The organism is Ensifer sp. (assembly GCF_035999135.1).
Classification (GTDB): Bacteria; Pseudomonadota; Alphaproteobacteria; order Rhizobiales; family Rhizobiaceae; genus Ensifer.
Genome location: NZ_DASYGZ010000124.1, coordinates 15,846 through 30,540, shown reverse-complemented (window position 1 = coordinate 30,540; position 14,695 = coordinate 15,846). Strand labels below are relative to the sequence as shown.

The 14,695-nt window shown below is 62.9% G+C and carries 13 protein-coding genes; 3 read left to right on the top strand and 10 right to left on the bottom strand.

The annotated features are described in order from the left end of the window. The 3 genes from VGO12_RS14845 to VGO12_RS14835 form a co-directional block, all read right to left on the bottom strand. Positions 1-927, bottom strand: a 927-nt coding sequence (locus VGO12_RS14845; RefSeq protein WP_327513513.1) for a carbohydrate ABC transporter permease, incomplete at its 3' end; no start/stop codon positions are given. A 1-nt stretch (position 928) separates the two neighbouring features. Further along, complete coding sequence (locus VGO12_RS14840) at positions 929-1,942, bottom strand: sugar ABC transporter permease (RefSeq protein ID WP_327513512.1); 1,014 nt, start codon at positions 1,940-1,942, stop codon at positions 929-931. A gap of 192 nt (positions 1,943-2,134) precedes the next feature. Continuing rightward, positions 2,135-3,493, bottom strand: a complete 1,359-nt coding sequence (locus tag VGO12_RS14835) for an ABC transporter substrate-binding protein (protein WP_327513511.1) — start codon at positions 3,491-3,493, stop codon at positions 2,135-2,137. A gap of 294 nt (positions 3,494-3,787) precedes the next feature. Here VGO12_RS14835 and VGO12_RS14830 point away from each other — a divergent pair, with 294 nt between their 5' ends. After that, positions 3,788-4,819: a LacI family DNA-binding transcriptional regulator gene (locus VGO12_RS14830; protein WP_327513510.1), complete on the top strand. Its 1,032-nt coding sequence runs from the start codon at positions 3,788-3,790 to the stop codon at positions 4,817-4,819. Positions 4,820-4,867: 48 nt separating this feature from the next. On the opposite strand, the gene folD is transcribed toward VGO12_RS14830, so the two are convergent. Further along, entirely contained in the window at positions 4,868-5,767 is a 900-nt protein-coding gene (gene folD, locus VGO12_RS14825; protein ID WP_327513509.1) for a bifunctional methylenetetrahydrofolate dehydrogenase/methenyltetrahydrofolate cyclohydrolase FolD, read from the bottom strand. A 254-nt stretch (positions 5,768-6,021) separates the two neighbouring features. Then, positions 6,022-8,016 (bottom strand): GumC family protein, encoded by a 1,995-nt coding sequence (locus VGO12_RS14820; RefSeq protein ID WP_327513508.1) that lies wholly within the window; start codon positions 8,014-8,016, stop codon positions 6,022-6,024. Positions 8,017-8,283: 267 nt separating this feature from the next. On the opposite strand from VGO12_RS14820, the gene VGO12_RS14815 reads away from it, so the two are divergent. Next, positions 8,284-9,549 carry a lipopolysaccharide biosynthesis protein gene (locus tag VGO12_RS14815; protein WP_327513507.1) on the top strand — a complete coding sequence of 422 codons (1,266 nt, stop codon included), beginning with the start codon at positions 8,284-8,286 and terminating at the stop codon, positions 9,547-9,549. A gap of 21 nt (positions 9,550-9,570) precedes the next feature. Here the strand turns inward: VGO12_RS14815 and VGO12_RS14810 are convergent, their stop codons facing one another. From VGO12_RS14810 to VGO12_RS14800, 3 genes are read right to left on the bottom strand one after another with little or no spacing between them, the layout of a single operon-like run. Continuing rightward, on the bottom strand, positions 9,571-10,464 hold the full coding sequence (locus VGO12_RS14810) for a DUF6492 family protein (RefSeq protein ID WP_327513506.1): 894 nt from the start codon (positions 10,462-10,464) through the stop codon (positions 9,571-9,573). Next, positions 10,461-11,276, bottom strand: a complete 816-nt coding sequence (locus VGO12_RS14805; protein ID WP_327513505.1) for a WecB/TagA/CpsF family glycosyltransferase — start codon at positions 11,274-11,276, stop codon at positions 10,461-10,463. The genes VGO12_RS14810 and VGO12_RS14805 overlap by 4 nt, the downstream gene beginning before the upstream one ends. Beyond that, complete coding sequence (locus VGO12_RS14800; RefSeq protein ID WP_327513504.1) at positions 11,273-12,511, bottom strand: glycosyltransferase family 4 protein; 1,239 nt, start codon at positions 12,509-12,511, stop codon at positions 11,273-11,275. The genes VGO12_RS14805 and VGO12_RS14800 overlap by 4 nt, the downstream gene beginning before the upstream one ends. A 155-nt stretch (positions 12,512-12,666) precedes the next feature. On the opposite strand from VGO12_RS14800, the gene VGO12_RS14795 reads away from it, so the two are divergent. After that, positions 12,667-13,656, top strand: coding sequence for a glycosyltransferase family A protein (locus VGO12_RS14795; RefSeq protein ID WP_327513503.1), 990 nt, complete (start codon positions 12,667-12,669; stop codon positions 13,654-13,656). A 90-nt stretch (positions 13,657-13,746) separates the two neighbouring features. On the opposite strand, the gene VGO12_RS14790 is transcribed toward VGO12_RS14795, so the two are convergent. Together VGO12_RS14790 and VGO12_RS14785 are read right to left on the bottom strand one after the other, a co-directional pair. Further along, positions 13,747-14,313: a hypothetical protein gene (locus VGO12_RS14790; RefSeq protein ID WP_327513502.1), complete on the bottom strand. Its 567-nt coding sequence runs from the start codon at positions 14,311-14,313 to the stop codon at positions 13,747-13,749. Further along, positions 14,313-14,681 (bottom strand): hypothetical protein, encoded by a 369-nt coding sequence (locus VGO12_RS14785; protein WP_327513501.1) that lies wholly within the window; start codon positions 14,679-14,681, stop codon positions 14,313-14,315. The genes VGO12_RS14790 and VGO12_RS14785 overlap by 1 nt, the downstream gene beginning before the upstream one ends. Between the last annotated feature and the right edge of the window lie 14 nt (positions 14,682-14,695).

Sequence of the window (14,695 nt, the reverse complement as noted above, 5' to 3'; positions counted from 1 at the left end):
GGTCCACAGGAACTGGAAGATCGCGAAGGAGGCGAGCGCCGGGAAGGACAGCGGCAGGATGATCTTGACGAAGATATCGAAATCGCTGGCGCCGTCGACGCGGGCGGATTCCATGATTTCGCGCGGCAGGCCGGCCATGTAGTTGCGCAAGAGATAGATCGCCAGCGGCAAGCCGAAGCCGGTATGGGCCAGCCAGATGCCGACATAGGTCTTGGCCGGAACGCCGAGGATCGTGCCGACGCCGTTATAGAGCTTCAAAAGCGGGATCAGCGACATCTGCAGCGGCACGACGAGAAGGCCGACGACGACGGCAATCAGGATCGCCCGGCCGGGGAACGGCATCCAGGCAAGCGCATAGGCCGCGAAAGCGGCGATCATGATCGGGATGATCGTCGCCGGTACGGCAACCGTCAGCGAATTGATGAAGGACCGGCCGATGCCTTCGGCGCTCAGGACCTCGACATAGTTGTCGAAGGTGAAGCGCGGCGGCGACGACGCGGTGACGAAGACGCGCTGGCCGCGCGAGCCTTCCATCTTCGTGTCGGCGACGATCTCAAACTTGCCGTCGGCCTGGACCGTCAGCTTCTCGCCGTCGTTGAGTTCGGCGGTATCGCCGGGCTTGAAGGCCGTCGGCTCGCGGCTGTTGAAGCCGAAGGCGGAGATCTGGCCCGGCTGACCTTCGAGCAGGTTGCCGGAGATCACGAATTTTCCGTCGCGCTCGACCTGGGTTTCAGGACCGGGCGCACGCACGACGATGTTTTGCGACGAGGTCGAAAGGGCTGTCCACCAGCCGGAAACGGCAAGCTGGTCCTTGTCGCGCAGCGACGAGATCAACAGGCCGGCGGTCGGCAGCGTCCAGAGCGCAACGATCAGAAAGACCGAGAGGTGGACGACCCACATGAGGGGGGAACGTGTCGCTGGATTCATCTCAGTGCCCCTTCATTTCCTTGGCCGCGTTGCGGATGTTCCAGACCATGATGGGAACGACGAGGATCATGATGACGACGGCGATGGCCGCCCCTCGCCCGAAGTCCCCGCCCCCGCGGAACATCCAGTCGAACATGAGGTTGGCAAGCACCTGGCTCTGCCACTGGCCATTGGTCATGGCGAGCACGATGTCGAAGACCTTCAGCACCAGGATGGTGATCGTCGTCCAGACGACGGCGATCGTGCCCCAGATCTGCGGCACCATGATCTTGAAGAAGATCTGCCAGCCATTGGCGCCGTCGATGACGGCGGCCTCGATCGTCTCCTCCGGGATGCCGCGAAGGGCTGCCGACAGGATGACCATGGCAAAGCCCGTCTGGATCCAGACGAGGATCGCCATCAGGAAGAAGTTGTTCCAGAAGGGCAGCGTGATCCAGGCCTGCGGCGCGCCGCCGAAGGCAACGACGATGGCGTTCAGGAGGCCGATCTGCTCTGCCCCTTCAGGCCGGAAGTCATAGATGAACTTCCAGATGACCGCAGCGCCGACAAACGAGATCGCCATCGGCATGAAGATCAGCGTCTTGGCGATGTTACCCCACCAGATGCGGTCGGTGAGTGCAGCGATCACCAGGCCGAAGAAGGTCGACAAAGCCGGGACGACCAGCAGCCAGAGGAAGTTGTTGTAGATCGACTGACGGAACTCGCCGTCATTGACCATCCAGGCATAGTTGCTCACACCGACGAAGTTCTGGCCGGCGCGGTCGTGCACGCTGTACCAGAGCGACATGAAGACCGGATAGATCAGATAGGTCGCAAGCGCGAAGAGCGCCGGCGCAAGGAACAGCCACGGCCGGATGGCATTGGTGATCCGCAGGTTTCGCGACGCCACGGCACCGGATTTCCCTTTGGACGGGAAGATCAGATCGAGGACGAAGCTGGTTCCCCAGAAATAGGCGGCGCAGCCGAGCACACCGGCCAGCATGAACCCCGCAGCAGCGGCAAGCTGATAAAACATGACATGTCCCTCCCCTTGGGTGCACGTCCCCGTGCAGGGCTGGCGATTGTCGCCGTTCTCATTGGGGCGCGCGGCGTCTGGTAGGTCGAGTGCGGGAAACGAACGGAGAACCGCATACGTTTCTCCTCGTCCCGCCCTGGCAGCGAACCCGGGTCGGCAACGGGCGGCATGTCTGCCGCCCGTTTTCGGTTGTTACTTGATGGCGTCCCAGGCCTTCTGCACGCCGTCGGCGACATCGGCCGACGACTTGCCGCCGACGAAATCGACCATGCCGGTCCAGAACGCACCGGCACCGATCTTGCCGGGCATCAGGTCGGAGCCGTCGAAGCGGAAGGTGGTGGCGTTCAAGAGAATCTCGCCCTGCTTCTTCAGCGGCGGGTTGCCGTAGGTGTCGACATTGACGCTCTTGTAAGGTGTCAGGAAGCTCGTCTGCGCCATCCAGACTTCATGGGCAATCGGCGTCTTCAGGAACTCGATGAAGGCGCGCGCGGCCGGAGAATCCTTGGTGATCATCGCCAGCGTGCCGGCGCCGAGCACCGGGTTGCCGAGTTCCTTCTTGCTCTCGTAGGGCGGCATGTAGAAGAAGTCGGCGTCCTCGCCGATCTTCGTGCCCTCAGGGAAGAAGGACGGAATGAACGATGCCTGGTGGTGCAGGTAGCACTTCGGCGGCGAGGCAAACAGGCCCTTCGGGCTGTCGCGGAAGTCGGTGGAGGCGACCGCCGCTGCACCGCCATCGACGAACTTGTCGTTCTTGGCAAACCAGCCGAACTCGTCGATGGCGCCGACGACAGCCGGATCGGTGAACGGGATCTCGTTCTTGACCCACTTGTCGTAGACGTCGGCCGGCTGAGTGCGCAGCATCATGTCTTCGACCCAGTCGGTCGCCGGCCAACCGGTCGCACCGCCCGAACCGAGACCGATGCACCAGGGCTTGCCGCCGTCAGCGGCGATCTTCTCGGTCAGCGCCTTCAGCTCTTCCATGGTCTTCGGCACTTCGTAGCCGGCATCCTCGAAGTTCTCGGGCGAGTACCAGACGAGCGACTTCACGTCGATCTTGTAGGGGAATGCGTAGAGCGCGGCGTTGCCGTCCTTGCCCTTGTAGGTCGACAGATCGACCCACGATTGGCCGGCGGCGTAGTTGTCGAGCAGCCACTTCTGGGTTTCGTCGCCGAGCGGCGTCAGGTAGCCCTTGGAGGCGAGATCCCCGATCAGGCCCGGCTGCGGGAGGATCGAGATTTCGGACGGGCTGCCGGCCTGGGTGTCGATGACGATCTGCTGCTCGTAGTTCTCAGACGACGAATACTTGATCTCGGCGCCCGTCGCCTCGCTAAAGTAGGCGTAGACGCTCTTGAACAGCGCCTCGTCCTCGCCGCGCCAGGGGCCGAAGATCGTCAGCGTCTGGCCCTTCAGGTCGTGGCCCTTCTTGAATTCCTCGAAACTCGCCCAATTGAACTTCGTGTCCTCACCCGGCTTGAACTTGAGGTCCGCGGCACCGGCGCCACCTGCCAACAGGGCAAACGCCGCCACGCCCAACAGCAATGATCTCTTCACGTTCTTCTCCTCCCAAGGATGAACCCGGATCCCGCCGGGCAGACTACAATGCGCGAAAAATTCAAAGCGCTTTGAGTTCGCTAACAAACCATTGCGACATGCGCCGAGTCAAGAGCTTTCCCCACCCTGTTCTCGACGCGACGGATTTGTGCTCTGCGGTAACGTTTTGCACCGCGCAATGGTTGAATTCTGCTTTGTTGCTCGAAAAACGGATGCTACACAAACGGCAGGGCGCTGGGACCAAACACCAAAAATCATACGGATATCCAAAGCGCTTTGAGAGGAATTCCGACCATGGCGGTCAATCTCAAGCAACTTGCGGAACTGCTCGGCCTGTCGCAGACGACGGTCAGCCGGGCCTTGAACGGCTATCCGGAAGTCAACGCCGAGACCCGCCAACGCGTGCTGCAGGCTGTGCGCGAGACCGGCTACAGGCCAAACCGCGCCGCCCAGCGGCTGGCGACAGGAAGGGCCTATTCGATCGGCATGGTCATGCCGATCGCCCCCGGCATTGATTCCGACGTGCATTTCGGCGAATTCCTGGCCGGTCTTGCGGAAGAGGCGGTCAAGCACGACTTCCACTTCGTGCTCAATCCGAGCGCGCCGGAGGACGAGGAAGTAACCTTCCGGCGGCTGGCGGCAAGCGGCAATGTCGACGCGCTGTTTCTCGCCTACATGCGCGCCAACGATCCGCGCATCGCCATGCTGAAGTCGCTGTCGATCCCCTTTGTCGTTCACGGCCGGTCGATCGGCGAGAGCCGGGACTACCCTTTCCTCGACATCGACAACACCACGGCCTTCTACGATGCCGCGCGGCTGCTCATCCAGCTCGGGCACCAGCGGATCGCGCTGATCAACGGCCCGGAATATCTGAGCTTTTCCATGCGCCGCAAAAAGGGAATGGTCCGGGCGCTGGCCGAGCATGGCCTTGCCCTCGACGACGCTCTGGTCGAGCACTCGCTGATGACGGACGAACACGGCTACCGCAGCATGCAGCGCTTCCTGCAGCATGTGCAGCCGCCGACAGCCGTGCTCTGTTCCAGTACGGTGCTTGCGCTCGGCGCGGTCCGGGCGATCAATCAGGCGGGATTGAAGATCGGCGACGATATCTCGCTGATCGCCCACGACGACGTCCTGCCGATGCTGAAGCCCGAGAATTTCAGTGTCCCGTTGACGACGACACGCTCGTCGCTGCGGGCGGCGGGCACCCGGATCGCCACACGGCTGATCGGCGGCATCCTGAAGCGCGGCGATTATCCGGACCAGGAACTCTGGCGCGCCGAGCTGATCGTGCGCGCCTCGACCGGCCCTGCCCCGCAAAAATGAAAACGCGCCGCAATCGCGGCGCGCGCCAACATCAAATGAAGAACAGGATCAGAAACGCGGCGGCTTGCGGCCGGCCTTGCGATGGGCGGCGATGACGGTGTTTGCCATCAGCATGGCGATGGTCATCGGGCCGACGCCGCCTGGAACAGGCGTGATCACGCTTGCCACTTCGGCGGCTTCGGCAAATGCGACGTCGCCAACGAGCTTGGACTTGCCCTCACCCTTTTCCGGCGCTGGCACCCGGTTAATGCCGACGTCGATCACCGTTGCGCCGGGTTTCACCCAATCGGCCCTCACCATTTCCGGCCGGCCGACGGCGGCAACGAGGATATCGGCGTTGCGGCAGACGCCGGCCAGATCCTTTGTGCGCGAATGGGCCGTCGTCACTGTCGCGTTGGCGGCAAGAAGCAGCGCTGACATCGGCTTGCCGAAGAGGTTCGAACGGCCGATGACGACCGCGTTCAAGCCGGAAAGATTGTCGCCATGGGTCTGGCGCACGAAGACCATGGCGCCGGCCGGCGTGCAGGAGACGAGACCACCTTCGAGATCACCGGTTGCGAGCTTGCCGGCGTTGACGACGTGCAGGCCGTCGACATCCTTTTCCGGCAGGATCGACTGGATGATCGGATCGGAGTTGAGATGCTTCGGCAGCGGCAGCTGCACCAGGATGCCGTGAATGGACGGGTCGGCATTAAGCTCCGCGACCAGCGCCGCGAGTTCTTCCTGGGTCGTTGTTTCCGGCAGGGTATGCTGGATCGACAGGAAGCCGCATTCCTTGGCCATCTTGCTCTTGGAGGAAACATAGGCGTGGCTTGCCGGGTCATCGCCGACGATGACAACCGCAAGGCCCGCGCGAACGCCGGCATCCGTCTCGAGCGCCCGCGTCGCGGCCTTCACGGTTTCGATCACCGAGGCGGCAACCTGCTTGCCATCAATCACAGTCGTCACGATGCGTTCCTCCTGGCTACCTGTTCACGCGGCACACTCTAGTTCGCCTCGGAAAAGGCGGTGGCCTCAAAGCGCCCTATGCTGTCCCAAACGCATAAATGCAAGAGGGTGGCTTGGGCTCGACGGTCGTTTCGGCATTTCCTCTCAGCGGTGAGAGAAGAATGCGGCACCGCGCAGCAGCGTATCAAAGCAGCTGCAGAAACAATTTGGGAGGGTTAGATCCGTTCACCTTCTAGACGAACAATGAAAATGATCTAGCGACGAGCGAGTTTTTGCCGCGAGTAATCCTCGACGCGAAAGCGCAATGCGCGAAGTTCGTCCTGCACCTTGGCGATATCGGCGCCGTCCTCGGCAAGGATATGCTGGTCGGCTTGCCTCACGACGACGGGCGGCTCGCGATGACGCGCAGCGGCATAGGCCGCGGTCAGAGATTGTGCGTGATGGGCAGCCGGGCTGAAGGGCGCAGGCAGGTCAGACCTGGCCGAGACCGCGTCGGATTCCGGTTTCTTCTTCTCCAACGGTTCCGGATCGCCCTTCGGGCCTGTCGGGTCCGGATCGCGTCCATCCTCGTGGGGATTGCCGGATGTCGTGAACAGACCGTTGAGGCTGCGGTAGATACCGAGCAGCACGCCCAGACCGAAACCAGCGAAGAAACCGGCCATCGTTGCGGCGATGACGATGATCTTGCGCGACGGGCCCTTCGCCTGCAGGGCAGGCTCGGCCCTAGAGATCACCCGGATGTTCTTCGCCGTCAGCTTTTCCTCTTCACGCGTTTCACCGGCGCGCTTCAGGAAGGATTCGTAGATTTCGCGGGTCGCGGCCGCCTGCCGCTGCAGCTCGCGCAGCTCGATGAACTCGGCGGAGGAAGAGATCTGCCGCGCCTTCTGCACGGCGAGCTGCTGCATGAGATCCTGCTCGGTTCTCTGCGCCCGGTCGAGTTCCGTGCCGGCCGCAGCCGCGATACGTCGCAACTCGTTGGCCACTTCAACCCGCGACGTCTCAAGCGCCTGCTGGGCGGCGATGCGTTGCGGATGGCGGGGGCCAAGGCTCGCGTCGAGCGCACTCAGTTGCGTCTTGGCGGCGGCAAACTGCTTGCGCAGTTCGGTGAGCGCCAGCGAGGTGATTTCTTCCGGATAGGCCCCGGTCAGGACGTCGTTCAACTGGACACGGCCGGAGGCTTCCGCCTTGGCCTTCGCCTCGGCGATCCGGTTGCGCGCCGCGGCCACCTGGTCGCTGAGGCTCAGGAGCTGCTTGTCGGCGATCAGCTCGCCGCCGGCGCCGACGATGTCGTTGTTGGCCTTGTAATCCTCGACGGCCTTCTCGGCGGCGTCGAGCTCGGCCTTCAGTTCCCGGATGCGGGAATCGAGCGCCACGGTCGTTTTCTGGAAGAAGCCCGATTGCGCCGCCGTTTCTTCACCGAGGAAGGTCTCGACCATCCGGTTGGCGACCAGCGCCGACTTCTCGGGATTTCGTGTCTGAGTCTCCAGAGTAACGATGAAGGTTTTCGGATCGCGCCAGACATGGATGGATTCGCCAAGCTTCTTCAGCACGCGCGCCGAGGCGTCGCCGGATGTCGCCGTCCCGGCAAACTCCGGATCACCGGCAAGGTTGAGGTCGTTCGCAACCTTCTCCATCACCGTGCGCGACCGCAGCACCTCGAGCTGGCTGTCAACGAGGGCCAGGATGCCCTCGGTCGCCAGCGACTGCTTCGACAGGTCCGAATCCGTCAGCCGCACCTCGCGCGGATCGACATAGAGCTTGGCCTCGGACACGTAGATGCTGGGCGTCGACAGGGCCAGCAGGATGCCACCGACGGCGCCGAGCACCGTCGTGCCGATGATGATCTTGCGCAGTTGCCAGACGGAGCGCAGCACGGTCTTGATATCGACAAGCGGGCGGTCGCCGGAGGCGGCCGCTTTGGGCGCTCCGGCATCATCCGGTCTGTTGTCGGCAAGCCAGTTGGCGAGCCTTCCGCCGACACCGCTCAACGCGCGCTTGCCGCTCGCTGCTGGAACCTTCCGCACCTCGCGCGCCCCGTCGTCGGGCGACGTCTTTGAGGCCGGATGACGCGCAGTACCCGAACCGGCTTCGTCAAAACCGGACAAGCGGTTGAGCATGGAAGACGAAGAGGCGGAAACACCCGCGGATCGGGTTTTACTGGCGCGCGCGGAACCGCGCGTGTCCTCGTCTGCGAAATCGAGCAACGATGCACGCGGAACCGGGCGTTTCTCGTCGTCGATGTTGAACATGACTGATCCCGCGGCTGCCGAAACGGCGAATTCCGAATAGTGAAGCCAACCTAAGGAAACATGGGAAACAAATGGTTAATTTCGATGGCAACAGGGCCACGAACACGCCGATCTCACGCCTTATTAAGCTTTCCTGCCTATGACGGAAGACGGCAAGGCGGTTCCAGCAGGATGCGGCGCGCATCGTGCGTCCGGAACGCAGCATAAACAAGGGGATAGAGCGCTTCCATCAGCCGCGGCGGGAGACGCGCTCTTGGAACGTCGATCGTGCTTGGTAGCGTCAAAGCGCTTTATCTCCGCCACAGGGCGCTGATCCATGCCTATCTCTCCATGACCGGAGGTTCGGCGGGGCGGCTTGTCCTGTCGCTGGTCTATTTCATCGCGGTGGCCAACACGCTTGCGATAGCCGATTTCGGGCTGTTTGCAACCGCATCCGCCGCCGGCATCATGATCTCGCGCGTGCTTGCCTTCGGCTTCATGTCGCCGCTCTACCGGGTCGCCACCGTAAAGCCGCTGCTGGTCGGCACCTATACGGCGGGCTTCCTTGCCGGTGCCGCGCTTTCGCTGCCGTTGATCGCCGTCATCGCATCCGTCACGTTCATCGCTCTTTTCTCGCGCGACATGACGGCGGGCGCCTTCATTGCCTTCATGCTCGCCGAAATCATCTGCTGGCGCGGTCTGGAGACCGCGGTCATCGTTCTGAACGGCCTCGGGCGCTTCGGCCGCGGCGCATGGCTCGTGGTGATCGGCACGGCGATCCGCACGGTGGCGGCCCTGGCATTTGCCTTCTTGTCGTGGACGTCGCTCGAAGCCTGGGCCTATCTCTATCTTGTTGCCAATGCGCTCGGCCTTGTCGTCGCGCTCGTGTGGTTCTACCCCCGCGTTCGCCTGCGCTGGCGGACCCGGCTCTACATCCGGCGATGGGCCGACTCGGTCTCGGTCGCCGGCGCGGAAGTGCTCTTCTACATCCAGTCCGAGTTCGACAAGATCGCGGTGCTCGCCATCGGCGGGCCGGCCGTCTCCGGCCTCTATGCCATCCTGATGCGGCTCGCCGACCTGACGGCGCTGCCCGTCCGGTCGTTCAACACCCTGCTCGTCCAGCGCATCATGCGCACGCCGGACGCGATTGCGCGTTGGCCGGTCCGGCTCTCGATCGAGTTCCTGGTGGCGCTCGCGTCGCTTGCAGCCATCGCCGCCATGGCCACGTATCTCTGGATCTTCCCGAACGGTCTCGGGCGCAATGTCGCCGCTGCCGCCCCGATCGTCGCCATGATCCTCCTCGTTCCCTCGTTCCGCAACCTGGTCGAGTATCACTCCGAACTGCTTTATGCGACCGGCCGGACGGTGCGGCGCATGCTCAACCTGTTGGTCGCCGGCGTGGTCAAGGTCGGATTGCTGGTGCTTTTGCTGCGCACGACGACCGATGTGGCAGAGTGGGCGCCATCGCTCAACGCGATCTTCTTTGTGCTTTATGCACTGTCCTTCGTCCTGACCTACTCGGCGCTCAGAAAATCCGGGCAACGCGTCATCTGAGCGCGACCGGCACCCTGCCGGTCAGGCCGCCAGCTCAAAGACGGCACGGCGAATATCGTCGAGGTCGTGGCCGACGAAGGACTGCACCCCGATGCCGATCTGATGCGGCGCCATGTCCTTGAGGAAATCCCTTAAGCCCGAAAGATCCTGCCGGTAGCTGTCTTCGAACCAGAGCACATGGCAAAGAGCCGCTGCGGATGGGGAATGCCCCTCACCGCCGAGCACTTCATCGACGAAACGGCCATAGATCGTGCATTCCGAGAAAGCCCGCGTGCGCGTGACGGCCCGCACCCAATTGCGCCCGTGGAGCGCCTCGATGTGATCGAGCAGCTTTCGGCAGGAATCCGTGCGCCAGGCAATCAGCGTGTTGATGTAATCGTTGGCCGGCAATCGGTACGGGCCAACACCGAGAAGGCGATCGGAATGGGCGAGCCATTCGAGGTGATTGGAGCGCATCTGCGCATGGATCGCGCCGTCCTGGCGGTAAAGCGTCAGACGTTCCCCCTGCCAGAGGCTCGCCGGGTCGAAGGCGCGCAGGAAGACGACGTCCGAATCGACCGCAAACATCGCCCTTTCCTCGATGTGGCGCGCCAGCGCCAGGCGACGAAGCTGTTGCGCGTGCCAGCCGCGCAGCGGCAGGCCGAAGGGGCTGAGCCAGACTTTCCGGCGCCCCGCCGACAGCGGATCGGTCACGGGGTGCAGCCACCAGGGCAACAGGTCGCGTTCGCTGATTACCTGGCGCCTGGACCCTTCAAGCTGCCGGAAGAGCGTCACGTCACATTCGGCGACCAGCAGATAATGCTTCCAATCGCCTTCGAGCTTGCGGTCCATGCTTTCGCACATGAGACGGCAACGCTCGAAATCGTTGGAGTAGGATGCGGTGACAACCGCGGTGCGCAGGGTCTGGCCGTTCACGATGTTCCCGTTCGAAGGCTGGTGTCCGCGGTCGCTTCACGCGCACGCCCCGACAATTTGTGCCAGACGACATGGCAGAGAAAAAGCGGGTTTCCAAGCACATAACGCCGCCACATCCGCCGCGGCTCGATCGCCAGTCGGAAGAACCATTCCAGCCGCAGCCGTCGCAGGAGTTTCGGCGCCCGCGGGAACTCACCGGCGACGAAGTCGAAGAGCGCACCGACGGTGATCACCAGCCGGGCGTCCTTTGGCCCGACATGGGCGTCGACCCATTTTTCCTGACCGGGGCTGCCCATGGCCACCAGCAGAACATCCGCGTTCAGCGCGCGCACGCCGGCGAGAATCTGCCTGGAATTTTCGCGATCGAAGAAGCCATCAGACACCGGCAGAAATTCGTGCCATGGCGCGTGCTTTCGGAAATTCTCGGCCGCACGGGCAAGCACGTCCGGTCGCGCACCGATCATCGCGACGCGCAAGGGCCGCTCGACATAGGTCAGCAGTGCGGGCACGAAATCCGTGCCGTTCAGATTGGCCGGAAACATGGCCCCGTAGAAGATATAGGAAGCGAGATCGACCCCATGCCCGTCGGGAAACACGATGTGACGGCTGAGCACGTCGCGATAATCGCCGTCGCGCATCATCAGATTGGCGTTGTTGGCATTGAGGAAGGAAAGCAGCGTTTGTCCGCCGGGCCGCGACAGCGCCTCTGCGGCAAAGGCGAAGGCGCTTTCCCAGTCGAAATCGACTACCGGCAGGCCGAGGATGGGCCTGCGGGAAAGAGCGGCATGCGAAGCGGTGGCGGTCTTGCTCACGACCGCCCTCCCTCGTGAACCGTCAACAGCGGCGCGACCGCCGGCGTTTCGGCGACGGCGGCTGCCGACAGTCCGCCAAGCACGTTGCGCATGACGCGCATCAACCGTACCTTTTGCGCGCGGTGAAAGAGCGCCCCGTCGAGCCGCTGCCGGTCCCCGGCGCGCGCCCTCGTGACCTTTTCCACCAGGAGACGGGCAAACTCGGTTGGGTCCTCGGCCGCAGCGCAATTTGCCGGCGCCGCCTCTATGCCGCGCAGCGAGGCCTGCGTCGCGACGCTCGGCATGCCAAGCTCGAACGTCTCGAGGGTCTTCAGCTGGACACCCGTGCCGCCACGGCTGATCAGCGGGACGACGGCGCTTTGGGCGACAAAGGTGCGGGCGTCCGGAACCCGCCCGACGAAACGCACACCTGGATGGGCGACCGGCGGCACCCCATCCAACTGGCCGGCGATCGCGACCGTCAGGTCCTCAGGCAGGTGCGGCACGACCTCCGCAAGGAACCAGTCGAGCCCCAGCCTGTTCGGCCGCCAGCTCCAGGTGCCGATCAGACCGAGATCATGCGTGAGCTCGGATGCCTGCTCGCCGGCTGGAACGACCGGTGCATCCCAGCCTGTCACCAGCGGCAGCACGAAGGCGCGATCGCTGACCGCCCGACCGAAACCGAAGCGGTCCGCCTCGGAAAATGTCCAGACGGCAACCGCATTTTGCGCCAGCTGCTGTTCGTAACGCTCAAGATACTGCGCCTCGCGCCGGAAGAGAAAACGCTCGAACGTGCGCCTGGCGCGCTCGGCATTTTCAAAGGCGGAGTCCGCTTCGACATTGTGCGCGACATAAATCGAAGGATAGGGCCGGAAGACCTGCGCGAAGGCGGCAGGCAATTGAACCGAATTGAGCACCAGGCCATCGAACGGGGAAAGCGTGTCGAGGATCGCCTGGACCCGGCTCGCCGAGACCGTCAGCATCTTGCCCGAGGAAACCGAAGTCCGGTTGAGGAAGGCGGTCGAAAGCCATTTCAGTTTCTGGAGCGCGCCGACCTTGGCGTTGGTGACTTCCAGTTCGCCAAGCAGATGCATGTCGCAATCGGGCGCCGGCGTGCGTCCCGGCTGCAGGAACCCGATGACACTCACCCGGTGTCCGAGCGCACGCAGCCCGTCGAGCACAGCCCGGTTGGCGATGTCGAATCCGGACGCCGGGTTGGCGACCGGAACGAGAGAAGAAACCAGGACCAGATGCATTTTGCCACACGTCATGAATGGAACCGGCTCTTTCATTAGCAGTCTGAGGTGAAAGAGCGCTTAAGGCCCCCTTTCAAAATCCGCCGTCTGGGTTCAGCATCTGTTTAGGAAGATTTGTTGTATTGCACGCCAATTCTGCTTCAACAGGTTTCGCCATGACGTCGACCGGCCAGGACATTTCCGTCTATTTCCGGACAGAACTGGAAGATGCTGGTGATGTCGATCTCGTCGTCATCCTGCCGACGTTCCGGCGTCCGGAGCATGTCGTCAAGACGCTAAAAACCATTGTTTCCCAACGGCCTGACATCCCGTTTGCCACCGTGGTCGTCGAAAACGACAACGAGGGACTGGCGGGTGCCGAGGCGGCCAAGGACTTTTTCCTCGGCCATCCGTCCGAATCGATCGTCATCGTCGCCAATCAGCGCGGAAACTGCCACGCGTACAATGCCGGCTGGTCGATGGCGCTTGAAACCTATCCCAACCTGAAGGCGATCGCGATCATCGACGACGATGAGGTGGCGGCGCCCGAGTGGCTGGACTGCCTCATCACGGTACAGGAGACGACGGGCGCGGACATGGTCGGGGGACCGCAACTGCCGGTCTTTGAGGGTGACGGCGGACAGAAGTGGAAACGCCATCCCGTCTTTACGCCGCACTATGACACGACCGGACCGGTTCCGATCCTCTATTCCTCGGGCAATGTGCTGGTCTCGCGGCGCGTTCTCGACGCGATGCCTCGACCGTTTCTCGATCCGGCGTTCAACTTTATCGGCGGCGGCGACGCCGATTTCTACAGCCGCTGCAAAGAGAGTGGCTTTTCCTTTGCCTGGGCCGCCGATGGCTGGGTCGCCGAAAGCGTTCCGGCACGACGCACCAGCGCGTCCTGGATCCGGGCGCGCAGCCTCAGGAACGGCGCCATATCGACGATGCTCGAACACCGGCGCGACCCGAGCGTCGGCGGCCGGATCAAGACCTTCGGAAAATCGCTTGCCCTGCTCGGCGCGGCCATTCCCCGAGGTATCGGACTCTGGAGCAAGAGCGGACTTGCGGCCGCCGGCCTCTATCACTTCTATGTCGCGATAGGTCGGTTGATGGCCGAGTTCGGCTTCGTCAACGAGCAATACCGGAACCCTGAAAAGAACTAGAGCGCCCGCGCGTTCACACGAACGCACAAAGGACGCTCCAGTCTGAGAGTGACGGGCTGACTGACGCGGGCTTTGAAACGCCCGCTCGCCTCAGTGCGAGCTGCTTGCCTTGACGGCGCCTTCCGGCAGCTTGTCGTTGGCGACATCGCCGTTCTTGTCGACGATCGGGACTGGCTTCTGCTTCGGAACATTCTGGCTGTTGGCGACGCGCTTGACGTCATCCTTCGTCAGATATTCGAGCTGCTCGACGAGGACTTCGGTAATCACCTCTCCGCCCAGCTTCTTGTTGAGGCCGTCCTTGATCGTCGCCTTGAAGCTCGGCAGATCGAACGTGCCGGTGTCGGCGACATCGATCATCTTGGCGCCGACGAGCAGATCGTAAAGCTCGTCGGTCACCGTCTGGCGGAGCGGCGCGCGAAGATTGCTGATCCCTTCCTTGGTCGCGGAAAAGGAAAGCTTTGTCAGGAAGTAACCCTGGACGCCGCCGTCCCTGATCACCGGAATGGTGATCATCTCACCTGGAACATATTGCTCCGATGCGCGCCTTGCAGCCTCGCCGTCCGAAACGGCTGGCGCCGAGGCGCTCTGCATCGAATAATAGACCGATCCGAGCGTGACGGCGCAGACCCAGACCCCGGTGAGAATGAGCTTCAGCATCAGAAATCGCTATAGCGGAACTGCGCCTCGGAGTAGATGCCGTCGGCATCGGCATCCTGGGCCGCCGTCTTCAGGAGATCGACAACGGCGCGTACCGCCTCGAGGTGCGCTTCGACCTTCTGCGAATTGACCGCGAGCTTGTCGCGCAGGTGACGCGCATGCGACGAGAATGCCGGCGACGTTTCGCCCGGCAGCATGTCGCGGTGCAACATCGTCAGTTCGTAGAGGCAACGGCTCTTGTGCGCGTTCGACGTCTTGATGTCGAAATCAACGTCGACGCCGATGCGGCTGTTCTCATTGTCGAGGATCATTTCCAGCCGGCCGAGCACGTTCTGGATCCGCACGTCATTGGATGCCACAGCTTCCATGAATCAACTCCCAA